This is a genomic window from Streptomyces sp. NPDC060184 (assembly GCF_042728795.1).
Lineage (GTDB): Bacteria > Actinomycetota > Actinomycetes > Streptomycetales > Streptomycetaceae > Streptomyces.
The window spans coordinates 105,971-127,546 of the sequence record NZ_JBHWYX010000007.1 but is presented as its reverse complement, the minus strand read 5'-3'; the positions used below and the strand labels follow the sequence as shown (position 1 = coordinate 127,546).

The window sequence follows — 21,576 nt, the reverse complement described above, 5'->3', positions numbered from 1 at the left end:
CCCCGGGACGCGACCCCCTCCGGTACGTCTGCAAGACTGCCCGTCGCCATGAGCCAGTTACCCAAGCAGCCCTCGGAATCTCCCGTCCCCACGAGCGCCGACGTGGCGCGGCTGGCGGGCGTCTCCCGGGCCACCGTGTCGTACGTACTCAACAACAACCCCACCATGCGGATCAGTGAACCCACCCGCCGCCGGGTGCGGGAAGCGGCCCGCGATCTCGGATACGTGCCCCACGCCGCGGCGAGGAGCCTGCGCGCCGGACACACCCGGATGGTGCTGCTGCCCACCGGGCACCTCCCCGAGGGCCCCCTCTACCGGCACTTCCTGCAGGAACTGCAGGCGGGACTGCGCGGACTCGACTACACCGTGGTCCAGTACGGCAGCGCCGGCCTGGGCGCGGACGAGGCCGCACGGGCCTGGGCGGAACTCCGCCCCGTGGCCGTCGTCGCACCGGCCGGGCTGGCCCTCACCGCCTACGGCATCGCCGTCCTCCACCGCTCCGGCGCCAAGGCCGTCATCACCCTGGGCCCGCACCCCGTCGAGGGAGCGCACGGCCTGGTGCTGGACCAGCGCGAGGTCGGCAGCCGCGCCGCGTCCCACCTGCTGGAGCGGGGCTACCGCCGGATCGGCGTGATCATGCCCGAGGAGATGGCCACGGTCCCCTTCGCCGCCCCGCGCCTCGAAGGCGTACGGCAGGTGGCGGGCCCCGCCGGAGCGCGGATCGAGGAACTCGTCCTGGCGTACGACGAGCGGGACGCCGCCCGCCTCGCCGCCCGCTGGCGCGACCTCGGCCTGGACTCCGTCTTCGCCTACAACGACGAGTACGCGATGCTCCTGATGCGGGCCTTCCAGGACACGGGAATCCAGGTGCCCGCCGAGGTGGCCGTGATCGGCGCCGACGACCTGATGCTCGGAAGACTGCTCCGGCCCCGGCTGAGCACCGTACGCATGGCGGTCGCCACCGGACAGCCGCTGGCGGAGCTCATCGACCGCCTCGTCCAGCACCCCGGCGGCGAACCGGAGCACCACGAACTCCTGCGGGCCGTGGCGGTGCCCCGCGACTCCACCTGACGGCGCGCGCCGGTCCACCGGCGACCGCCGGACAGCCCTTAGCGTCGGCCCATGAGCCATCCGCAGAGCTACGAGATCCTGCTGGTACCCGAGTACGCCGACGCGTCCGGCGCCGACAAGCCGGGACCGGTGAAGAGGGGGGAGAACGAACGGGACGAACCACCGCGGCCCGGCAGCGCCATCCGCTCCGGCATCGTCGAGGCCACCGGCGCCACCGGGGCCTCCGGCTACCCCCGCTACGCCGGAGACGGCATCGAGGCCGACATCGACCCGGCCACGCGGACGGTCGAAGCCCTGCTGATCGACGGCGCGGAGATCGACTACGGCCTCTCCGTACGCGTCGCGGACCGCGCCCCCGCGCCGGGCGACCACGCCCCCGCACCGGGAGACCGCCCGACCGCGGACGGGGCGGAAGGCTGAGACCGCCACCGGGCTGCGACGACCACGCACGAGGCCCCGGCCGGAGCGCGCCGATCCGTGTCGGCGCACTCCGCGGCCGGGGCCCCGAAGGACGGGCGGCGCCTCGGAGGACGGGCGGACCGGGGCCGCCCGTCCCAGGCTCTAGGGCGTGTGTCGAAAGTCCCGCCTGTCCGGCGACGCCCGGCACGCACGCTCGCCGCGTTGTCGGGATCACCCCGATACATCCAGTATCGGGGCGACCCTCCGCCTCGCGATCGCACGCACCGGACGCCGCCGGACCCGCCCTCCGGGCGGACGGCGCTACTTTCGCAACACGCTTTAGGCCTGGCCCTGCGCCTGCTGCTGCTTCTTCTGCTCCTCCACCGACTTGCGCACCTCGTCCATGTCGAGGTTCCGCGCCTGCCCGATGATGTCCTCCAGCGCGGCCTCCGGCAGCGCGCCCGGCTGCGCGAAGACGGCCACGTTGTCACGGACGATCATGAGCGTGGGGATCGACCGGATCTCGAAGGCCGCCGCCAGCTCCTGCTGCGCCTCGGTGTCGACCTTCGCGAAGACCAGATCGGGGTGCCGCTCCGAAGCGGAGTCGTAGACCGGGGCGAACTGGCGGCAGGGACCGCACCAGGAAGCCCAGAAGTCGATCAGGACGAACTCGTTGTCGCTGACGACCTGGTCGAAGTTTTCCTTGGTGAGCTCTACGGTGCTCATTCTCCGCTACCTCTTCCTGTGCCGGTTTCCTGTGCCGGTTTCTGCGCCGGTGAGGATCTGTCCGGCTCAACCGTGACCATCCGTGCACTATTCCGCCTGCCCCTGTGGCCGTACCGCACACGCCCGGACAGACTGTGCCCATGAACCAAGCTGCGAGCAGTGCCGAGTACGACGTCGTGGTCATCGGAGCGGGACCGGTGGGCGAGAACGTGGCCGACCGGGTCAGAGCGGCGGGCCTGAGCACCGCCGTCGTGGAGGCCGAACTCGTCGGCGGCGAATGCTCCTACTGGGCCTGCATGCCCAGCAAGGCACTGCTGCGCCCCGTCGTCGCACGGGCCGAGGCGCGCAGGGTGCCGGGGCTCGAAGCCGCCGTACAGGGGCCCCTGGACGCCGACGCCGTCCTCGCCAACCGCGACGGGTTCACCTCCCACTGGAAGGACGACGGGCAGGTGGAGTGGCTGGAGAGCGTCGGCGCCGACGTCTACCGCGGCCAGGGGCGGCTGACCGGCGAGAAGCGCGTCTCCGTCACCGCCCCGGACGGAACGGTCCGTACCCTGACCGCGCGGCACGCCGTGGCCGTCTGCACCGGAAGCCGCGCCGTCGTCCCCGACCTGCCCGGCGTCGCCGGCGCCAACCCCTGGACCAGCCGGGAGGCGACCAGCGCGAAGAGCGTGCCCGGCCGCCTCGTCGTCGTCGGCGGTGGAGTCGTCGGCGTGGAGATGGCCACCGTCTGGCAGGGCCTGGGCGCCCGGGTGACGCTGCTCGTCCGGGGCGGCGGGCTCCTGCCGAAGATGGAGCCCTTCGCCGGTGAACTGGTCGCCGAGGCACTCACCGAGGCCGGAGCGCACATCCGGTACGGCGTCTCGGCCACCGCCCTGGACCGGCCCGCCCCCGACGGACCGGTCACCGTCGAACTGGACGACGGCGACCGGATCGAGGCCGACGAAATCCTCTTCGCCACCGGACGCGCCCCCCGTACGGACGACCTCGGCCTGGAGACCGTGGGGCAGGAGCCCGGCGGCTGGCTGACCGTGGACGACAGCTGCCGGGTGGAGGGCAGCAGCTGGCTCTACGCGGTCGGAGACGTCAACCACCGCGCCCTCCTCACCCACCAGGGCAAGTACCAGGCGCGGATCGCGGGCGCCGCGATCGCCGCCCGCGCCCAGGGCGCCGCGACCCTGGAGACTGGCCGCTGGGGCGCCCACGCGGCCACCGCCGACCACGCCGCCGTCCCCCAGGTCGTCTTCACCGACCCGGAGGCCGCCTCGGTCGGCCTCACCCTCGCGGAAGCCGAACGCGCCGGCTTCCGTGTCCGGGCCGTCGACTACGACCTCGGTTCGGTGTCGGGAGCGAGCCTGTACGCCGCCGGCTACCGGGGCCACGCCCGCATGATCGTCGACCTGGACCGCGAGACCCTCCTCGGCGTCACCTTCGTCGGCCCGGGGGTCGGCGAGCTCATCCACTCGGCCACCGTCGCCGTGGCGGGAGAAGTGCCCCTCGCACGCCTCTGGCACGCCGTCCCCTCGTACCCGACCATCAGCGAGGTGTGGCTGCGGCTGCTGGAGACGTTCAGGGGGTGACGGGCGCCGGGAGGCGGCTGGAGATTCATCACGTGGTGCCGGAGTCGGGGTGCACCGCAGGACCGTCCCGAAGGGCGGCCCTGCGGTGCACCGGCGGTACTCGGGCAGTGCCTCCTGCGCCAGCTTCCGTCAGCAGGCGCCGAGGTCCTGCCAGGCACCCCACTCACCCGTGGTGCCGGGCGTCTCGTTCTGCGTCCACCACTTGGCCTTCCAGGTGTGGTTTCCGTACGAGACCGTGTTGCCCGCGGTGTAGACGGCGCTGCTGCTCCAGGCCGTCGCGGCGCAGTTGCCGCCCGACGGCGGAGTGGTGGTCGGAGGAGCGGTCGTGGGAGTAGTCGTCGGAGGGGTGACTCCGGCGAACTTCACCGAGTACTTGGCGAAGTCCCAGGCCGACTGGGCCACGCTGCTGCATGTGCCGGACGTCGTACCGTTGTTGTCGGCCGGGGTGCACTGACGGTCGCGGTTGAGGGACCAGAACGTGAAGCGATCCATGTGGTGGCTGGTGGCGTAGTCCAGAACCGTCTGGAAATCGGCCTGGGTGAAGTACTCACCCGTGTCGCTGCGGCCGTTCATCCCGGAGAACCCCTGGTGGGCGTACGCGGTTGCCGCGTCCCAGCCGAATGTGGACTGCAGGATGGAGTTGAAGTTCGTCAGGGCGCTCGTCTGCGCTGCCGCGCCGTTGAATCCGCCGTCGAAGGGCATGATCGAGAAGTTGTTCGGCGTGAAGCCCTGCGCCTTGGCCTCGTTGAGCATCTGCTTGCCGAACCAGCCGGTGCCGTCGGCGGTTCCCGCGGTGGTCACCGAGACGTAGAGCCCTGGGTTGTTCTGCTGGAGGATCTTGGCCGCGCCGATCTCATGGGCGATGGCGGTCGCGTTCTCGTACTCCGGCTCCTCCAGGTCGAAGTCGATCGCCTTCAACTGGTACTTGGTGATGACCTGCTGGTAGGCGGCTGCGGTGGACGCCGCGTCGGAACAGGCCTGGCCGAGCTTGGTCCCCCCGTAACCGCCGATGGAGACGGACACGTCGCCGCCCTTGGCGCGGATCGCGCTGACGACCGACCCCACCGCGGTGTCCGACGAGACCGGTGACGTCCCGTCCCACGTCGGGCTGCATCCACCCCCGTTGGGGGCGAGGACGAACGCCAGCTGGAACGCCTTGAGTCCGGTGGCGTCCATGATGGCGCCCGCGTCCGGCGGGTTGTTGTCGTGCGGCATCAGATACGGCGCGGCGGCGTACCACCGGTTACTGAGCGTGGTGGCGGACGCACCCGCAGCCTGCTGTGTGGTGAACGCCGCGAGTCCGGCGGTGGCCAGTGTCGCGGTGGCGACACCGCAGAGCAGAGCGCGAAGACGCTTCATGGGGGACTCCTGTCGGGAGAGGTGTGGCCAGAATCGATTGATGACGCATGCACGTCAATGATTTGGCCTAGACCATTGCCCTCTCTTGAAGATTGCGTACCCGCGATGGGCGTGGGCTGCGGCTGGGAGCGGCTCGGTGACGGCTGGTCACCTCGTTCCTCGGTACGGGTGGGCTCTACACTGCCGCGTGATGACAGGAGGGGTGAGGGGAGTGTGCGGCGAAGCATGGCAAAGAAATTGCAAAACCGTCGGATAAGGGCAGGTCGCGAAGGGTGCTCTCCGCGCGAGCGGAGGTGAACCGGGGGGGCCTTATCCACCCCGACGGTGACGAGCGGTGCTCGTTCTCCTACCGCGTCCGAGAAGCTCGCTGCGGCCGGAGGAACGGGGCGAGCGGGGCGGGCAGCACGGCGGGGGATTCGAGCAGGTCCCACTGGCAGCCCGGCACCTGGTCGTCGAGAGCGTGGAGCGACTGCCGCATCAGCAGCAGCGTCAGGGAGTTCAACGCCTGATCCGATGGGGACCAGAAGCGGTCTCCCACCTCGGCCAGCAGCACCACCCCCGGCACGAAGGCCCTGCCCATCAGCCACTCGAACGCGGCGTCGCCCAGTTCGCCCGCCTCCAGCTCCGCCTCGGTCCGTGCGCACAGGCCCAGCGCCCAGTCACGGGTCGCCCCGCTCGCCGCCCAGGCGTCCCGCAGATCCTCCAGGGCGGCCGTCTCCGCCAGACGCAGCAGGGTGCCGCGCACATCACCGTCAGGAACGGTGCTCATCCCGCCATCCGGGAGGAACACCTCTTGGCCGGCGTCGGGGACGTCCTCCACCGTGTACTCGGCCAGGGAGGCCCCCGGATTGCCCCACCCCGCCGACTGGACGGCCCGCAGTACGTCACCGATTCCCTGCGGCGTGACGGAGGCGCCGCCGCGCAGCACCGTGGTCACCACCGCGGCCGTGACCTCCCCGCCGGACGGGCTCGGAGGTTCCGGATTCTTGTCCAGGACGGCCAGCTCCGGGGGAGGCCACACCACCCCGCGCTCACGCATGTACCGGGCGATGCCTTCGTCGATCCGGCGAGCCCGAGCGGGAACGAGCCTGACCCGCTGCCCCGACGAGACCACCTCGTCGGCGATCCGCTCCGCCCATTCCTCCTCGTCCTCCCCCTCCTCCGGGCCCTCCCCGCCGGGCCCGGCGAACCGGACCGCCCTCCTGAAGGCTTCCCGTACGGTCCTCTCCGGTACCGGGTGCCCCTCGCCGAACAGCGCCAGCGCCAGATGAGAGGGCCGAGCACCCCTGCGCGCCAGTCGGGCGAGCGCCACGACCAGGCCGAACGCCTCGTCGTCCGGAACCGACGCGCTCCCGCGCCCCCGGCCCAACGCCCGCCTCGTGTGGTGCGGCAGCAGTCCCGCCCGCCGCCACGACGCGAGTTGCTTTGACGACACCACGCAGTCGTGTCGTCGTGCGTGCTCGATGAGCTGTCGATCGGCCGAGAGCCGGCCACCCGTGGAAGACATGCCGCGAACTTACGCACGCTCGCCGGAAGGGGAAGCGACTTCCGGACATGGAGCCCTCCCACCTTCGTCCGGGCCGGGCGCGTCGACCGTGGTGATCTGGGGGAACCGCCGGAGCACAAGGCCCGGCAACGAACCAGGAGAAACCATGCTCACCGCACTGACCCACCTGCTTCCGACCACCGGCCCCCTGCCCTGGGCGCTGATCGGCGCCCTGTACATCCGGATCACCGTCCACGTCGTCCTCGTCGGTGTCGCCCTGCTCCACCCTCGACCCTCCCGCCGGAGGGAAGCCCGCACCGTCCTCGGCTGCCGCTTCCTCGTCCCCAGGGCCCTGTGACCTTCCTGTGCGGAGGGCCCGGTGCGCGGTGACCCGTGCCGTTCCGATCCGGCGACGGGTGCCCTTCGCGGGTGCCGGCCGCCCGAACGACGTTCCGCGGAAAGGTCGTTCGGGCCGACGGGCGCGGGTCCTGTGTTCTAATCCCCCGCAAGGCGGTGCTGAGGACGGACGAGGGGGACGGGCGTGACTGCTCGGGTTGGACGGGGCGCGGGGATGCTCGTGATGGCGGCGGTCCTGCCGCTGGCCGGGTGCGACGACGGGGACCGCACCGGCGGCGGCGATGCCGGCGGAGGGCGCGCGGCAGCTGCGACCAAGGCCGCGCGCGCGTATCAGCAGGCGCAGCTCGATCAGAGCTGGGAGGCGGTGTGCGAGGCCCGCACCGAACGTCTCCTGCGGAGTTGGGGGGCCGACACCGTCGCGGAGTGCGTCCGGATGACCTCTACGCCCCGGGTCGGTGGCCACGCGGACCTGCCGGTGAGTACGGGGGAGGCGCTGGAGCTCCCGGCCTTCGGCCCGCACCCGGCGGGGATCGGACTGCGGGTGACGGTGGGGACCGCCGCGGGCGGCATGCACATCGACACCGCGCTCCGGCTCGTTCCGGGGGACCGGGGCGCGTGGCTCGTCGACGACGCGCGCAACCTTGGCGGTGACGTGGGCCCGGAGGCCGTACGGGCCGCGCTCGAACGCGAGTGAGCCACGTACGGTCAGCCCGACCCGCGTTCCGGTCCCGCGCTGCGCGGGACCGCCGTCCACGGCGACCGGCGCGGTGGCTCCCCGCCGCGGAGCGCGCACGGTCCGCCTCCCCGCGCACACCCGCACCGCGATGGCAACCACCCGAGCGGACCCTCGCACGCGTACGCCCGGGGCGGGACCGAGCCGGCACACGTGTGGGGAGGCCGGCGGGAAGAAAATCTGTTGACACGTCATAACCCCCTCTGGGCTGCCTCGTTCCCTCTCATGGGTGCCGGACGTCGACGGCACCGGTCATCCAGTCGGAACAGGGAGTGCACGCGTGAGGCCTCAGGCCACCGACATGTGTCAGATCGCCGAGCAGCGCCGGCCGGCCGGTCGCGGCAGAACCGGCCGGCGTGCTCCGGCGGCGCCGGTCGCCGGGGCGTCGCCCCCGCCCCTCCCCGGCCGGCCCGACGGTTCCGCCCTGCGCGCCGCGCTCGCCGCCGCGACCGAGGACGCCATCATCTACGACCTGGAAGGCATCGGCCGTCAGTACGCCGCCCTGTGCGCCGAACTTCCCGGCACCGCCGTCCGGTTCGCCATGAAAGCCTGCCCGGTGGACGAGGTGCTCGGTCATCTCGCCCGGCTCGGCTCGGGGTTCGACGCCGCCGGCCCGCAGGAGATCGTCCAGGCCCTGCGCACCGGGGTCGCCCCCGAACTGATCCACTACGGCAACACCGTCAAGTCGGACCGCAACATCGCCGACGCCTACCGGCTGGGTGTGCGCGACTTCGCGACCGACAGCCGGGAGGACGTCGCCGCGATCGCCGAACACGCCCCTCGATCAGCGGTGTTCTGCCGAGTCGCGACCTCGGGCGACGGTGCGCTGTGGGGCTTGAGCCACAAGTTCGGGTGTTCGCCCGAGGACGCCGTGCGGGTGCTCGTCGCCGCCCGGGACGCCCAACTGGTGCCTTCCGGACTGTCGGTGCACGTCGGCTCCCAGCAGATGACGGCCGAAGCCTGGGGCGAGGCGATCGGGACGCTGGCCGGAGCGGTGGAGACGCTCAACCGGCACGGCATCGTTCTGGACCGGATCAACCTCGGCGGCGGACTGCCCGCCCTCGGCGTCCTCGACCGGTGCGGACGGCCGCTGGAGCCGCCCCTGGACAAGATGTTCGCGGTGATCCGCGACGGCATGGAGCAGCTGAGCGCCGTCAACGCCGCCCCGCTGTCCTTCCTGCTGGAGCCCGGCCGCCACTTGGTCGCCGACCACGGCGCGATCCGCGCCCACGTCGCCCGGCTCACCTCCCGCCGCCGCGACGACGGTTCGCGTGAGAACTGGCTCTACCTCAGCTGCGGGAAGTTCAACGGCCTGTACGAAATGGATCAGTTGCGGTACCGGCTGGAGTTCCCGGCCACTCCCGGAGGGCCGTTCGTCGACGCGGTGGTGGCGGGTCCGACGTGCGACAGCGACGACGCGTACGCCCGGGAGGGCGGCTTGGTCCGGGTCCCGGACGCCGTCGCCTCGGGTGACCCGGTCTGGGTCCACTCCTGCGGCGCGTACGCCGTCGCCTACGCCACCCAGGGGTTCAACGGCTTCGCACCGCTGCCGTACACCTGCGTCGCGGGCTCGGCCCGGGACGGGGAGGGCGGGTGACCGGCACCAGGATCAGGCGTCTCCTGGACGACGACTGGGACGCGGTGGTCGCACTGGAGGAACGCGCCTACAGGGCGAGCGGCCTGGTCGAGGGAGGGGAAGCGCTGCGTTCCCGGCACCGTGTCTCGCCGTCGACCTGCTTCGTCCTGGAGTACGAGGGCGGCATCGGCGGCTACCTGCTCGCACTGCCGTACCCCCTGCACCGTTGTCCCGACCTGAGCCTGGCCGAAGTGCCCGCGGGGCGGCGGAGCGGTCGGGGGCCGGGTCGGGAGAGCAACCTGCACCTCCATGACGTGGTGGTCGCCGAGCGGGCGCGCGGCCGGGGCCTGGCCCGCCGGATGCATGGGCATCTGGAGGAGACCGGGCGTGCGGGCCGCTACCGGACGATCTCCCTGGTCGCCGTACAGGGCTCGCGGGCGCTGTGGGCCGGACTGGGCTACCGGGCCCGGCCCGGGACCGTACTGCCGGCGAGCTACGGCACCGAGGCGGTGTACATGACCAAGCCGGTGGAAGCCGTGGTCACCGGTCCCGCTCGCGCACGGTCCTGCGCGGCGGAGACGGGCTGACGCGGTCGCGGATGTCCGCCGTCGCCTCCCGCTCCGGGGACGGCGGACACCGGCGGCGGGTCAGTACCGCCAGCGAACGGCGTCGATGACCTCCGCGTCCGTGCGCCCCGCGAACAACTCCGCCTCGGCCCGCCGGACGGCCAGTACGGCCTGGTACAGCTCGGTGCCGAGCGCCTGCCGGAGCAGGGCGGACTTCTCGAACGCGTCGGTGGCCTCCGGCAGACTCGCCGGAAGACGCTCGGCGTTGCCGAGCGCGGCCGGGTCGCCCAGGGTCTCGGGAGGCAGCGGCATACCGGCGTCGAGTCCGGCGAGTCCGGCGGCCAGCACCCCGCCGACCGCCAGGTACGGATTGGCGGCGGCGTCGAAGCACTTGACCTCGGCGTTGGCCTGTCCCGCCTCGGTGCCGGTGATCAGACGCAGGGCGGCCTCGCGATTCTCCAGGCCCCAGCAGCGGTAGGCGCCGGCGAAGTGGGAGGGGACCAGGCGCAGATAGGAGGCGACGGCGGGGGCGCCGAGGGCGAGCAGGGCCGGCAGCTCGGCGAGCACCCCCGCGAAGAAGTGCTCGGCCTCGGGGTGCAGACCGTGACGGCCGTGACCGGCGTGTCCGAGGTTCTGTCCCTGTCGCCAGAGGCTGAGGTGGACGTGGCCGCCGTTGCCGATCGCGCCCTCGGTGAAGACGGGGGCGTACGAGACTCGCAGCCCGTGACGGGCGGAGACGGCCCGCACGGTGTGCCGCACCAGCATCGTGGTGTCGGCCGCCTCGACCGGGCCCTCGGCGGCGACCGAGACCTCGAACTGCCCGGCTGCGTACTCGGGATGGAGTTGCAGCACGGTCAGACCCTGCGCGGTGAGGGCGCGCAGCACCTCGCGCAGGTAGTCGGAGAGCTCGATGAAGCGGGTCATGCCGTAGCCGGGCGCGGACGTTGCGGGGTCTCCGGCGGCGTCGGCCACCACCCACTCGATCTCGATCCCGGCGCGCAGCGAGAGCCCGCGCCGCTCGACGGCCTCGGTGGCCCGGCGGGCGAAGCCTCGCTGGCAGCCCGGGTGCGGGGTGCCGTCCTGGGTGTGGAGGTCGGCCGGAGCCCAGGCCCAGCCGGGCTGGGCGGCGAGCGGGGTGAGCCGGTCGAGGTCGGGGACGAGCCGCAGGTCGCCCGTCGGGCCGGTACTCGAAGCCGTGGTGGTGAAGGAGTCGTCCACCAGGGAGACGTCGAAGCAGGGGACGGCGCCGACACCGTGCACCGCGGCGTGCCGGAGCCGGGCGAGCGGGACGGACTTCACGCGGGTGAGCCCGGCGTTGTCGACCCAGCCGAACACCACCCCGTCGATTCCGTCGGCGGCGAGCTGGACTTCGGCCGCACGGGCCCGAGCGGCCCGGTCGGCCTGTGAGTGCGTGGTGGTCATGCCGCCATGCTGGCGTTCACGGCAGCGGGATCGCCAGCGCCCGTAGGGGAGTTCACTCGTCCGTGGACGACCGGAGCCGCGACGTGACACCTTTCCGGAGCTGCCAGGAGTTCCGCCAACCCCCGGCAGTCACACGTGTGTTGAGGATGTGGATCGGTCAAGCGTGCCGGAGGCAGAGGGAACCCCACTGGAAGCCCGCGCCGATGCCGGACAGCACGTAGGTGTCTCCGGGGAGCAGGGAGCCTTCGGCGACGGCCGTGTGGAGCGCGGTGAACACACCGGCCGACCCGGTATTGCCCAGCCGGTCGATGGTGACGGGGGCGCGTTCGCGCGGTACCCCCAGAGCTGCCGTGGTCTCGTTGAGGATGTTCAGGTTGGCCTGGTGCAGGAAGAGGTGCCGCACCTGGTCGATCGGCACGCCCGCGCGCCGAACGGCACCGGCGATGCTCTCGGGCAGGCGGGTGGTCGCCGCGTTCCAGACGGCGCGGCCGTCCATGGACAGATAGTGGTCCCCGGCGGCGACGGTGGCGGTGCTGGCGGGCATCCGGGAGCCGCCGGCGGGGATCTGGACGTCGTAGGACAGCTGGGAGCCCAGGCTGTAGGAGAGGAGGCCCGAACCGGGGCTGTCGGTGCGGGTGAGGACGACGGCCGCCGCCGCGTCCCCGAAGAAGACACCGGTGGTGCGGTCGGTGGGATCGGTGACCCGGGAGGCGCAGTCGGCCGCGAGCAGCAGGACGGTGGTGATGGAGGGGTTCTGCAGGAGGTGGGCGGCGAGCAGCATGGCCTGGATGCCGGAGGCGCAGGCGGCGGTCGTGACGTCCAGGGAGAGGGCGCGGTGGGCGCCGAGGGCTTCCTTCACGATGAGCGCGGTCGACAGGAGCGGCTGGTCCCAGGTGTAGGTGGCCACGATGACCGCGTCCAGCCCGCCGGGCTCGACGCCGGCGGCCTCCAGGGCCGGGTGGGCGGCGGCGACACACATGTCGGAGGTGGCCAGGTGCGGCGCCAGACGGCGGCGTTCGCGGATGCCGGTACGGCTCGTGATCCACGCGTCGCTGGTGTCCAGGGTGCGGACGAGCTCCTGGTTGGTGACGACGGTGGGCGGCAGGTGGATTCCCGTCCCGGCGATGGCGAACGGGACGGACAGGCCCGCGCCGGTCTGGTGGAGCGTGGTCTGCTCCAGTGCGACGGTCATGTCACGGCGCTCCGCCCGGGGGCCAGCGGTACTTCTCGAAGAATTCCCATGTTCCGCATCTCTCCCTTGGTACGTCATTCACCCGGTACGGGTAGGTCATTCACCGGTGCCGACGGGGCGGCTCAGGCAAATCCGCAGCGCAAATCCGCAGCGCAAATCCGCAGAGCGAATCCGCGGAGAATCCGTGAGACATCCGCAGCAAATTCGCCGCATCGTCTCACGGGAATCAGGTCGTAAGATCACGCTTTAATTCGATAGCGTGACGAATTCGTTGATCGCTTGACGGTGCACCTCACGGAATTCATGTCGGGCCTGGGGCGTCCGGCGACCCGGGTTTCAGGACGACCGCTGCCCCGGCAGCGAGGCGCGCAGGGACGGCACGGAGGCGAGCAGCGACCGGGTGTAGGGATGGCTCGGCGCGCGCAGGATCGTCCCGGTGGGAGCGGTCTCGACGATCCGGCCGTGCCGCATGACCGCCACCACGTCCGAGACGTGACAGACCGCCGGCAGGTTGTGGCCGATGAAGAGCATGGAGAGCCCCAGCCCGCGTTGGAGTTCACGCATCATGTTGAGGACCGAGGCCTGCACCGAGACGTCGAGCGCCGAGGTGACCTCGTCGGCGATCAGCAGGCCGGGCCCGACGGACAGGGAGCGGGCCAGGGCGACCCGCTGCCGCTGGCCGCCGGACAACTGGCGCGGCAGACGATCGGCGAGCCCGGGGTCCAGTCCGACGAGACCGAGCAGTTCGGTGACGCGCTCGGCGCGGGCGGCCCGGTCGAGCCGCCGGAAGACCGTGGCGGCCTCGACGAGCGCCTGCCGCACCGTCATCCGAGGATCGAGCGCGGTGTCCGGGTCCTGGCGGACGATCTGGACCAGACGCCCGAGCCGCCGCCGGTCGCCCACAGTACGGGTGCGGACCTCGCGGCCGTCGACCAGGACACGTCCCCCGTGTACCGGAACCAGGCCGACGACCGCCCCGGCCAGGCTGGACTTCCCCGATCCGGACTCCCCCACGAGACCGAGGGTGGTGCCCGACGGGATCTCCAGCGAGACACCGTCCACGGCGGCCGGGGAGTCCCGGGGGCCGGGGTGGCGGACGGTGAGGTCGATCACCTGAAGCGTGGTCATGACGCGGGCACCGCCTCCGGGGCCTCCACCGGCACCGGATGCCAGCAGGCGACCCGGTGGCCGGCCCCGACGTCCTCCAGGGAGGGAGCACGCTCGGCGCAGCGGTCCTGGCGGCGCGGGCAGCGGGGCTCGAACGGGCACCCCGCCGCGGGCGCGCGCGGATCGGGCGGCGCGCCCTCGACGGTCGGCAGCGGTCTGCCCCGGTCCCCGGTGAGGTCGGGTACGGACGCGACCAGGGCCCGGGTGTAGGGATGCCGGGCCCCGTCGGCGAGGCGGTCCACGGGCAGGGCCTCGACAAGGGTGCCCGCGTACATCACCAGGATCCGTTCGCAGAACTCGCCCACGAGCGCGACGTCGTGGCTGATGAACAGGATCGCCGCGGACGTGTCCCGCCGGAGGTCGGTGAGCAGCCGGGTGATCTGGCGCTGCACCGTGACGTCGAGCGCCGTGGTCGGTTCGTCGGCGATGACCAGTCCCGGGCGCACCATCAGCCCCGACGCGATCATCACCCGCTGGCGCTGGCCGCCGGAGAGCTGGTGGGGACGCGAGCGCAGCAGCGCCGGGGGAAGGGCCACGCGGGCCAGGGCGTCGGCGGCGTCCGCGGCGGCCTGCGCGCGGCCCGCACCCCGGTGGGCCCGGACCGCCTCGGTGAGCTGGGTGCCGATCCGCAGGGACGGGTTGAGCGCCGAGGCCGGGTTCTGGAAGATCATCGACAGGCCCGTCGCGAGGTGCCGGTCCCGTTCCTTCGGCGACAGTGCGGAGAGGTCCTTCCCGAGCAGGCGCAGCGTGCGCCTCGACACCCGGGCGCCGTACGGGAGCAGGTCGGCGAGGGCGAGCGCGGTGAGCGACTTGCCCGACCCCGATTCGCCGACGAGGCCGACGATCTCGCCCGGCCGCAGGGACAGGCTCACCCCGCGCACCGGCCGGATCGTGCCGTGGGAGGTGGGGAGTTCGACGGACAGGTCCTCTACCTGAAGGACCAGCCCGTCCTCGGCGGGGCCACTCGGAGAGGGCACCGGGGCGGGGCCGCGCCGCACCGGCGTGCGCCGTGCGACGTTGCCGGCCAGGACCTCTCCGAGCAGCTGGAAGGTCAGCGCCGCGTAGAGGATGGCCAGGCCCGGGGCGAGCGCCGGCACCGGCTCGGCGTAGATCCGGTCGAGCCCCTGGCTGAGCAGCCGGCCCCAGTCGTACCCGGGCGGCTGGACGCCCAGTCCGAGGAAGCTCAGCCCCGAGAGCGCGACCAGGGCGGTGCCCCCCGCCGTGGTGACGCTCAGGAGCAGCGGCTCCGCGATGTTGGGCAGGACGTGCCGCCACAGCAGGCGGTGGCGGCGCAGGCCGAGGACCCTGGCCGCGGCCAGATGATCGGTGCCCGCGACGCCCGCGGCGAGGGTCTGGGCGAGCCGGGCGAACCCCGGGACGGCCGCCGCCGCCAGCGCCAGCACCGCCCCGGTGGCGCCCGCGCCGAACACGACCGCGAGGAACATCGCGACGAGGAGCGCCGGGAAGGCGAGCAGCAGGTTGATCAGCCCGCCGGTCAGCCGTCGGCCGCGTCGTCCGAGGACGGCGGTGCACGCTCCGAGGAGCACTCCCGCACTCGCGCCGAGGAGCACCGAGGCGAGCGCGAGCAGCAGCGAAGGGCGGGTGGCCGTCAGGACGCGGGCGAGCAGGTCCCGGCCGAGGCCGTCGGTTCCGAACGGATGCCCCGCGGAGGGCCCCTGGAGCACGGCCGACGGGTCCGGGCGCTCGGCAGCCGCACCCCAGACCAGCGGGCCTGCCAGAGCGAGCGCGAGGAGCGACGCCAGCATGACGGCGGTGGTCCAGGCCAGGGGAGAACGCGGACGTACGGACAGGGGTCCCATGGTCACATCTCCCGGATCGCCGAGCGGGGGTCGAGCAGGGTGAGCAGCACGTCCACCAGGAGGCCGGCGAGCAGCACGGAGGTGCCGAACACCAGAACCATGGCCTGGACCACCGGATAGTCCTGTGCGACCACGGACTGGGCCATGGCGGAGCCGATGCCGGGCCAGGCGAAGACCTTCTCGACGAGCACGGTTCCGGCGATCAGGGCGGGCAGCAGGCTTCCGGCGACGGTGAGCGCGGCGGACGCCATGTTCGGTGCCGCGTGCCGGAGGTAGCGGCGTGCGGCGGACAGCCGCTTGCTCCGGGCGGTGCGCAGATAGTCCTCGTCCAGCACCTTCAGCGCCTCCACCCGGACAATGCGCAGGAGTACGGCGGTGGGGGCGAGGGCGAGCGCGACGACGGGCAGGACCAGCGACTCGGCGCCCGCCGCCCCGGCCACCGGGAGCAGGTGGAGGCCGACGGCCAGCAGCGCGGTGAGTCCGGCGGCCAGGACGAAGTCCGGTACCCCCGTCAGACCGGCGGTGACCGCGGTGAACACCAGCTCGGTGCGCGGGCGCCGGCCGTCGCGGGTGCGGACGGCGGCCAGCAGGCCGCCGGGCAGGGCGACGGCGAGGGCGGTCAGGAAGGCGAGGACGGCGATCTCCAGGGTGGCGGGCAACCGGGTGCGGACCAGCTCGGCGACCGGTGCGCCCGTGACCAGCGAGGTACCGAGGTCGCCGTGGAGCAGGCCGTCGAGGTAGTGGCGGTACTGGGACAGGAAGGGTGTGTCGAGCCCGAGGTCGTGCCTGCGGGCTGCCACCAGGCCGGGGGAGGCATCGACGCCGAGAGCGGCCCGGACCGGATCGCCGGGAATGAGGCGGATCATCGCGAAGGACGCGGTGACCACGACGGCCAGGGAGAGGAGCAGCCGGACGCCGCGGCGGCCGAGGAACACGGTCCAGGGGTGCCGCAACAGCTGGGACGCAGACATGGTGGGCCTCAGGTCATCGGTGGAGGCGGATGCTGGTGGGAACGATCTGGCCGCCGAAGGTGGTGGCGAAGGTGGTACGGAAGCCGTACAGGCCGCTGCTGCCCTGGGCGATCGGCAGCGCGTCGGCCGAGCGGAAGAGCGCGGCGGCGGCCCGGTTCCAGGTGCCGCATCCCGACGTGTCGGTCTCCCTCAGGGCCCGGGAGACCAGCGCGTCGTACTCCGGGTTGGCCACCCCCGCGAAGTTGAGCCCCCGGGCAGGGGTGGGTCCGGAGAAGAAGGAGATGAAGCCGACCGGCAGCGCGAACCCCGGCGTGCTGCCGACGACCACGTCGAACTCGGCGCTCTGGTACATGGCGTTGACGAGGGCCGGCAGGCTCTCGGAGACCAGGTCGACCTCGGCGCCGAGCGCCGTCCACTCCCGGGCCATGAGCTCGGCGACGGAGACCAGGGTCGGGCCGAGGTCGGGACTGGTGAGCAGGCGGAGCCGGAGCGGGCGGCCGTCCTTGGTGAGCGGGCCGTCGGCGGACCGGGTCCAGCCGGCGGCCCGCAGAGCCTCGGGGGCGTCGCCCGCGGGCAGATGGGCGTCGGCGAGGTCGGCGTGGCAGACGGAGCCCACGGCGCCGAAGTCGGTGGCGGGCTCTCCGGTGCCGCCGACGGCGACGTTGGCGAGCCCCCGGCGGTCGAGGGCGGAGACCAGGGCGCGGCGCAGGGCCCGGTCGGAGAGCACCCGCCCGGGACGCTGGTTGAAGAAGGTCAGCCCGACCACGGTCGCCACGTCGGCGGTCGACAGGCCGCGTCCGGTGAGCCGGGCGCGGTCGGGGCCGCTCACACCGGCGATGTCGACGCCCCCGGTGAGCAGCAGGTTCGCGGCCGTGGACGCCTGGGGCACCACCGAGACGACGATGCGCGCGGGGAGGCCGGGCTCGTCGGTCGTCGCCCCGGCGGGGCCCCAGGCGTAGTCGTCGCGGACGGTGAACTCGTACGGTCCGCCAGAGGTGTAGCGGGTCAGGACGTAGGGACCGGTGCCCTGGGTGGTGCGGTCCAGCGAACCGGGCCGGTCCAGGCCCGCGGGGCAGACGATCGGCAGCAGGCCGATGGTGCGGGTGAGGAACGGGAAGGGAGCGGCGGTGGTCGCCGACACCGTGCCGCTCCTGTCGTCGGCGCTCGCCTCGAACGGGACGTTCGGCAGGACGGTCTGGGCCCCGGCGAGCTGGTTGGCCGGGTCGCCCGCGTAGCTGAGCGCGCGGGCCACCGCCGAAGCGGTGAGCCCGGTCCCGTCGGAGCAGGTGACGTCCGGGCGGAGGGTGAAGGTGGCCGTGGTGGCGGTGGCCCGCCAGGAGGTGGCCAGGCCGGAGACCAGGCCGCCGTCGGGGGCCAGGTTGACCAGGGAGTCGTAGGCGTAACGGGCCTGGGCCGCGCCGAACGCGGAGTACGGGTCGAAGCTCGGGGTCTCGCTGGTCCCGGCGATGCGGACGGTGCCGCGGATCACCAGCGGGGTGGTGGTCGAGGAGGCGGCGGTCCCGCCGCAGCCGGCCAGTGCGACGGCAGAGGCGGTGAGGGCAGCCGCCAGGGCGACCGGCGGGGAGCGTCGGAACATGGCGTCATGGTGCCACCGGGGTGACGGTCCTGGTCATCCAACTGGCTTGTGCGGAAGGGGCGTTCGAATGGCCGGGACCGCCTGGCAGCTGGGCGTAGGGCCGTCGGGGGCCGCGGGGCGGCTGATCGTGGTTCACCCGTACGGGGGGTGCCGGGGGTTGTCGTGCGGGGCTGCCCTGTCGTGCCTGCCTGACTCGCTTACCCGTCCGCCCGTCCGCCCGTCCGCCCGTCCGCTTGCCCGCTTGGGCGCCTGCCCGTCCGCCCGCCTGCCGGGCGGACGTCGTGGCGTTCATCGAGAGAGGTAAATCAGAAAGTCGCATTAAATGCATTAAGCGTGTCGGGTGTGCTGGGGTTTGGAGGTTGCGCGCAGAGGCCCTGAAGCACTCGCACGAGTGAACACGGGGGAGCTGCTTGGCCCAGGCGGGTGGGATTCCACTACGGTGATCACGGGATCGGATGGTGAGTTCCGGCGTCCGGGAATCGGGGATTCTGATTCGCCAGGTGAGTCCCGGATATTCGAGAGTGAATCCCGCCCGGGTGCGCATTGCTCCGGCTTTTCGTCACGCCCGGGTTCCCTGTCATACGTATGCGTGGAGAGGATGGAGCATCATGCCGCCAGTAGTCCCGCCCTTCCTGATCGGCCTCATTGTCGCGCCGCTGGCCAAGCGCCTGCTCAAGCCGCTGGTGAGCGGAGTCGTCAGGACGTCCGTCGGTATCGCGATGGAGGTGAAGAAGGCGGCCCAGGAGGCCGGGGAGAACATGCACGACCTCGCCGTCGAGGTGGCCGCCGACGTGGTGGCCGCCCAGATCGCCGCCAGTGAGACCGAGGGGCACTCCGTCGTCGGCCAGCGCGCCGGTGCCAAGGACGCGTCCGCCGGTCGCTCCGAGGGGGACGCGAGGACCCCGAAGATCCGCGCGACCGCGGGTTCCGCCTCCGGCAAGTCCCACTGACGGCCCGCAGGAACCTGGGCCGCCGCCGGGCGTGCGTGCCGATCGATCTCGGCGGAGCACGCTCGGGCGGCGGCCGTCGGCAGACCGTTCGGCCCGGAGATCCTCCCCTCGGCAGACCGTTCGGCCGCAGAGATCCGCCCCGCGGCGTTCTGCTCCGTCGCCGCATTCCGTGTTTCAGACCTTCCCGCTCCGTCGCCGCATTCCGTCGTGTCCACGACGGACTCCCGCGACCTCCGCAAACAGGTGAACGTACACATGCCATCGCTACTGGGTGCCGCAGCCGGATTCCGCCCCGTGGAACTGGGCGCGAGCCCGCGCTCGGTCGTCCCGGGCCGCCAGCGCTGGGACGTCGGGCTGGTGCTCGGACGCCCCCGGACGGCCGAGATCCTCGCCGCTGTGCTGTGTCGCATTCCGGGGATCACCGAGGCCCGGGCCAACCCGGTCACCGGTGGCGTGCTCGTCCGGCACGACGCGCGACTGCGTGCCCAGGAGGTCGGCCGGATCATCCGCGGAGCCGTCACCCGAGTCGCGGAGAACGCGACCGGAACGGGACGTCCGGCACCCGCGGCCGGCCCCGCCGTTCCTGCGGCCCCGCGGCCGGACCGCGGCGCGGTGGTGCGCCCGGTGCTCGCCGTCGGCGGCGGGATCGTGGCCGGGGCCACGCTCATCAAGGGGTCCGCGAAGGGCAGGCAGTTGGTGGCGGCGGGCGGGGTCGCCGCGGGGACCGCGGTGGTCCTCCGGAAAGCCTGGCGCGGCACGGTCGAGGCGGCCCGGCAGGCGGCCGGGACCGGTGCCGAACGCCACCCGCTGCTGGAGATCGTCGGTCCGCACCGCCGCGGCCTCTACCGGGCCGCCGCCCTCTCCGTCGCCTGCCAGGCCGCGGAGATGGCGCTCGGCACCTTCCTCGGATGGACCGGCCTCGTCCTCATCAAGGGCGAAGCGGCTCCGCTCGTCGGCCTCGGCCTGACCACGGCATCGGCCCAACTCCTCGGTCTGGCGGGTCTGGTGGCCGCAGCGTGTGCCGCGGTGGCCGGTCTCTCCTACGCCTCGAACCTCCAGTGGCGCCGGCTCGGCCAGGACATCGAGCACGACTGGCGGAGCCGTACCTACCGGCACGTCCAGCACCTCGAACTGGAGCATCTGGAGGGCGAGCGGACCAGCCGGGTGACCGGCGCGCTCACCAACGACGTCGGCCAGCTGGGCGCCTTCTTCGCCGGCCCGGCCAACGACGTGCTGCAACTCGGCACCAGCCTTGCCGTCCTGGTCCCCGCGTTCCTCCTGCTGGCACCGCAGATCGCCTGGATCGCCTTCCTGCCGATCCCGGTCGTCGCGTGGCTCTCGCTGCGCCACCAGGGCGAGGCCGCGGCCACCTACGCCGCCACCGGAGAGCAGCGGGCCAGGCTGGGCAGCCAGGTGATCAACTCGCTGGAGGCCGGTGCGACCGTCAAGAGCTTCTGCACCGAGGAGTACGAGGCGACCCGCGTCGACGAGCTGAGCGAGTCGGTCCAGGAGAGCAGCCGCCGGGCCGACCGGAGCACGATCCGCCACGTCGAGACCGTACGCGCCTGCACCACCGCGTCCATGGCCGGCACCCTGCTGATCGGCGGTCGGTCGGTGCTCAACGGCACCCTGCGCTTCGAGGTGTTCAGCCCGTTGATCGGCCTTCCCCAGATGCTGCTCGTGCGGATGAGCCGGCTCGGCGGCATCGCCGACCAGTACCAGCGCACGCTCGCGTCCTACGACCGGGTCCAGCGCCTGCGCGCCCTGCCCGTCGAAGCGGACACCGGCGGCGGGACGCTCGAACGCGCCGACGTGCGGGGCGAGATCGTCCTCGACGGCGTCACCTTCGCCTACCCCGGCCGCCCGGCGACACTGGAGGACCTCTCCCTGACCATCCCGGCCGGCCGGGTGACCGCCCTGGTGGGAGCCACCGGCTCGGGCAAGACGACGATCGCCAAACTGCTGATGCGCTACCAGGACGCGGACTCGGGCCGGGTCCTGCTCGACGGGCAGGACGTCCGGGACCTGCGGCGGCACGACCTGCGCCACGCCGTCGGCTTCGTCGCCCAGGATCCGTTCCTCTTCGACGGCAGCATCGCCGACAACATCCGCTACGGCACCTTCGACGCCTCGCACGAGGACGTGGTCCGGGCCGCCGCCATGGCCGAGGCGCACACCTTCGTCGCGACCCTGCCCGACGGCTACGACACCCTGATCGGTGAACGCGGCGCCACGCTCTCCGGCGGCCAGCGGCAGCGGATCGCCCTGGCACGCGCGATCCTCAAGGACTCACCCGTCGTCATCCTCGACGAGGCCACCTCCGCCGTGGACAACGAGACCGAGGCCGCCATCCAGCGCACGCTGCGCGGCTTCGCGGTGGACCGGACGATGATCGTCATCGCGCACCGCCTCTCCACGGTCCGGCACGCCGACCGGATCTACGTCATGGACAAGCGCGGCATCGTCGCCGAGCAGGGCACCCACGACGAACTCCTCGCCCAGCACGGGCTCTACGCATCCCTCTGGCAGCTCCAGGCCGGCGACATCGCCGCCTGACCCGCAGACGAGCCGCCCCGTCGCCGACCACGTGACACACCCCGTGAC

Annotated in this window: 18 protein-coding genes; 9 read left to right on the top strand and 9 right to left on the bottom strand. The window is 72.7% G+C overall.

The features are described 5' to 3' along the window. Positions 1–48: 48 nt before the first annotated feature. Together ACFWEE_RS07145 and ACFWEE_RS07140 are read left to right on the top strand one after the other, a co-directional pair. Positions 49–1,071, top strand: a complete 1,023-nt coding sequence (locus ACFWEE_RS07145) for a LacI family DNA-binding transcriptional regulator (RefSeq protein WP_386887142.1) — start codon at positions 49–51, stop codon at positions 1,069–1,071. A 51-nt stretch (positions 1,072–1,122) separates the two neighbouring features. After that, positions 1,123–1,491, top strand: coding sequence for a hypothetical protein (locus ACFWEE_RS07140; protein ID WP_386887140.1), 369 nt, complete (start codon positions 1,123–1,125; stop codon positions 1,489–1,491). Between the two features lie 318 nt (positions 1,492–1,809). Here the strand turns inward: ACFWEE_RS07140 and trxA are convergent, their stop codons facing one another. After that, the gene (trxA, locus tag ACFWEE_RS07135; RefSeq protein ID WP_386887138.1) at positions 1,810–2,196 is read right to left on the bottom strand and encodes a thioredoxin; all 387 of its coding nucleotides are present in this window, start codon (positions 2,194–2,196) and stop codon (positions 1,810–1,812) included. 140 nt (positions 2,197–2,336) lie between these two features. Here trxA and ACFWEE_RS07130 point away from each other — a divergent pair, with 140 nt between their 5' ends. After that, positions 2,337–3,776 carry a dihydrolipoyl dehydrogenase family protein gene (locus tag ACFWEE_RS07130; protein ID WP_386887137.1) on the top strand — a complete coding sequence of 480 codons (1,440 nt, stop codon included), beginning with the start codon at positions 2,337–2,339 and terminating at the stop codon, positions 3,774–3,776. A gap of 129 nt (positions 3,777–3,905) precedes the next feature. On the opposite strand, the gene ACFWEE_RS07125 is transcribed toward ACFWEE_RS07130, so the two are convergent. Next, a complete protein-coding gene (locus ACFWEE_RS07125; RefSeq protein ID WP_386887136.1) occupies positions 3,906–5,135 on the bottom strand; it encodes a carbohydrate-binding protein in 1,230 nt (409 codons plus the stop codon). A gap of 346 nt (positions 5,136–5,481) precedes the next feature. Next, a complete protein-coding gene (locus ACFWEE_RS07120; protein ID WP_386887134.1) occupies positions 5,482–6,642 on the bottom strand; it encodes a hypothetical protein in 1,161 nt (386 codons plus the stop codon). Positions 6,643–6,787: 145 nt separating this feature from the next. On the opposite strand from ACFWEE_RS07120, the gene ACFWEE_RS07115 reads away from it, so the two are divergent. The 4 genes from ACFWEE_RS07115 to ACFWEE_RS07100 all read left to right on the top strand — a co-directional run bounded on the left by ACFWEE_RS07115 (position 6,788) and on the right by ACFWEE_RS07100 (position 9,874). Beyond that, entirely contained in the window at positions 6,788–6,979 is a 192-nt protein-coding gene (locus tag ACFWEE_RS07115) for a hypothetical protein (RefSeq protein ID WP_386887132.1), read from the top strand. Positions 6,980–7,162: 183 nt separating this feature from the next. Then, a complete protein-coding gene (locus ACFWEE_RS07110; RefSeq protein ID WP_386887130.1) occupies positions 7,163–7,672 on the top strand; it encodes a hypothetical protein in 510 nt (169 codons plus the stop codon). Between the two features lie 319 nt (positions 7,673–7,991). After that, entirely contained in the window at positions 7,992–9,308 is a 1,317-nt protein-coding gene (locus ACFWEE_RS07105; protein WP_386887129.1) for a type III PLP-dependent enzyme, read from the top strand. After that, positions 9,305–9,874 (top strand): GNAT family N-acetyltransferase, encoded by a 570-nt coding sequence (locus ACFWEE_RS07100; RefSeq protein ID WP_386887127.1) that lies wholly within the window; start codon positions 9,305–9,307, stop codon positions 9,872–9,874. The genes ACFWEE_RS07105 and ACFWEE_RS07100 overlap by 4 nt, the downstream gene beginning before the upstream one ends. Before the next feature lie 60 nt (positions 9,875–9,934). Here the strand turns inward: ACFWEE_RS07100 and ACFWEE_RS07095 are convergent, their stop codons facing one another. From ACFWEE_RS07095 to ACFWEE_RS07070, 6 genes are all read right to left on the bottom strand, one after another. Then, a complete protein-coding gene (locus tag ACFWEE_RS07095; RefSeq protein ID WP_386887126.1) occupies positions 9,935–11,275 on the bottom strand; it encodes a glutamine synthetase in 1,341 nt (446 codons plus the stop codon). 157 nt (positions 11,276–11,432) lie between these two features. Continuing rightward, positions 11,433–12,467 carry a 3-oxoacyl-ACP synthase III family protein gene (locus ACFWEE_RS07090; RefSeq protein ID WP_386887125.1) on the bottom strand — a complete coding sequence of 345 codons (1,035 nt, stop codon included), beginning with the start codon at positions 12,465–12,467 and terminating at the stop codon, positions 11,433–11,435. A 336-nt stretch (positions 12,468–12,803) separates the two neighbouring features. After that, positions 12,804–13,595, bottom strand: a complete 792-nt coding sequence (locus tag ACFWEE_RS07085) for an ABC transporter ATP-binding protein (RefSeq protein ID WP_386887123.1) — start codon at positions 13,593–13,595, stop codon at positions 12,804–12,806. After that, entirely contained in the window at positions 13,592–15,454 is a 1,863-nt protein-coding gene (locus ACFWEE_RS07080; protein ID WP_386887121.1) for a dipeptide/oligopeptide/nickel ABC transporter permease/ATP-binding protein, read from the bottom strand. Before ACFWEE_RS07080 ends, ACFWEE_RS07085 begins: the two co-directional genes overlap by 4 nt. 2 nt (positions 15,455–15,456) lie before the next feature. Beyond that, complete coding sequence (locus ACFWEE_RS07075; protein WP_386887119.1) at positions 15,457–16,425, bottom strand: ABC transporter permease; 969 nt, start codon at positions 16,423–16,425, stop codon at positions 15,457–15,459. 13 nt (positions 16,426–16,438) lie between these two features. Continuing rightward, positions 16,439–18,022, bottom strand: a complete 1,584-nt coding sequence (locus tag ACFWEE_RS07070) for an ABC transporter substrate-binding protein (RefSeq protein WP_386887117.1) — start codon at positions 18,020–18,022, stop codon at positions 16,439–16,441. A 608-nt stretch (positions 18,023–18,630) separates the two neighbouring features. Between ACFWEE_RS07070 and ACFWEE_RS07065 the strand changes: the two genes are divergently transcribed. After that, entirely contained in the window at positions 18,631–18,972 is a 342-nt protein-coding gene (locus ACFWEE_RS07065; RefSeq protein WP_386887116.1) for a DUF5132 domain-containing protein, read from the top strand. A 255-nt stretch (positions 18,973–19,227) separates the two neighbouring features. Continuing rightward, positions 19,228–21,528, top strand: a complete 2,301-nt coding sequence (locus ACFWEE_RS07060) for an ATP-binding cassette domain-containing protein (protein WP_386887114.1) — start codon at positions 19,228–19,230, stop codon at positions 21,526–21,528. Positions 21,529–21,576: the final 48 nt, after the last annotated feature.

Bases quoted from the DNA above. Each gene is read 5' to 3' on its own strand.
- ACFWEE_RS07145 (WP_386887142.1), top strand. From the start codon at position 49: ATGAGCCAGTTACCCAAGCAGCCCTCGGAATCTCCCGTCCCCACGAGC.
- ACFWEE_RS07140 (WP_386887140.1), top strand. From the start codon at position 1,123: ATGAGCCATCCGCAGAGCTACGAGATCCTGCTGGTACCCGAGTACGCC.
- trxA (WP_386887138.1), bottom strand. From the start codon at position 2,196: ATGAGCACCGTAGAGCTCACCAAGGAAAACTTCGACCAGGTCGTCAGC.
- ACFWEE_RS07130 (WP_386887137.1), top strand. From the start codon at position 2,337: ATGAACCAAGCTGCGAGCAGTGCCGAGTACGACGTCGTGGTCATCGGA.
- ACFWEE_RS07125 (WP_386887136.1), bottom strand. From the start codon at position 5,135: ATGAAGCGTCTTCGCGCTCTGCTCTGCGGTGTCGCCACCGCGACACTG.
- ACFWEE_RS07120 (WP_386887134.1), bottom strand. From the start codon at position 6,642: ATGTCTTCCACGGGTGGCCGGCTCTCGGCCGATCGACAGCTCATCGAG.
- ACFWEE_RS07115 (WP_386887132.1), top strand. From the start codon at position 6,788: ATGCTCACCGCACTGACCCACCTGCTTCCGACCACCGGCCCCCTGCCC.
- ACFWEE_RS07095 (WP_386887126.1), bottom strand. From the start codon at position 11,275: ATGACCACCACGCACTCACAGGCCGACCGGGCCGCTCGGGCCCGTGCG.
- ACFWEE_RS07090 (WP_386887125.1), bottom strand. From the start codon at position 12,467: ATGACCGTCGCACTGGAGCAGACCACGCTCCACCAGACCGGCGCGGGC.
- ACFWEE_RS07085 (WP_386887123.1), bottom strand. From the start codon at position 13,595: ATGACCACGCTTCAGGTGATCGACCTCACCGTCCGCCACCCCGGCCCC.
- ACFWEE_RS07080 (WP_386887121.1), bottom strand. From the start codon at position 15,454: ATGGGACCCCTGTCCGTACGTCCGCGTTCTCCCCTGGCCTGGACCACC.
- ACFWEE_RS07075 (WP_386887119.1), bottom strand. From the start codon at position 16,425: ATGTCTGCGTCCCAGCTGTTGCGGCACCCCTGGACCGTGTTCCTCGGC.
- ACFWEE_RS07070 (WP_386887117.1), bottom strand. From the start codon at position 18,022: ATGTTCCGACGCTCCCCGCCGGTCGCCCTGGCGGCTGCCCTCACCGCC.
- ACFWEE_RS07065 (WP_386887116.1), top strand. From the start codon at position 18,631: ATGCCGCCAGTAGTCCCGCCCTTCCTGATCGGCCTCATTGTCGCGCCG.
- ACFWEE_RS07060 (WP_386887114.1), top strand. From the start codon at position 19,228: ATGCCATCGCTACTGGGTGCCGCAGCCGGATTCCGCCCCGTGGAACTG.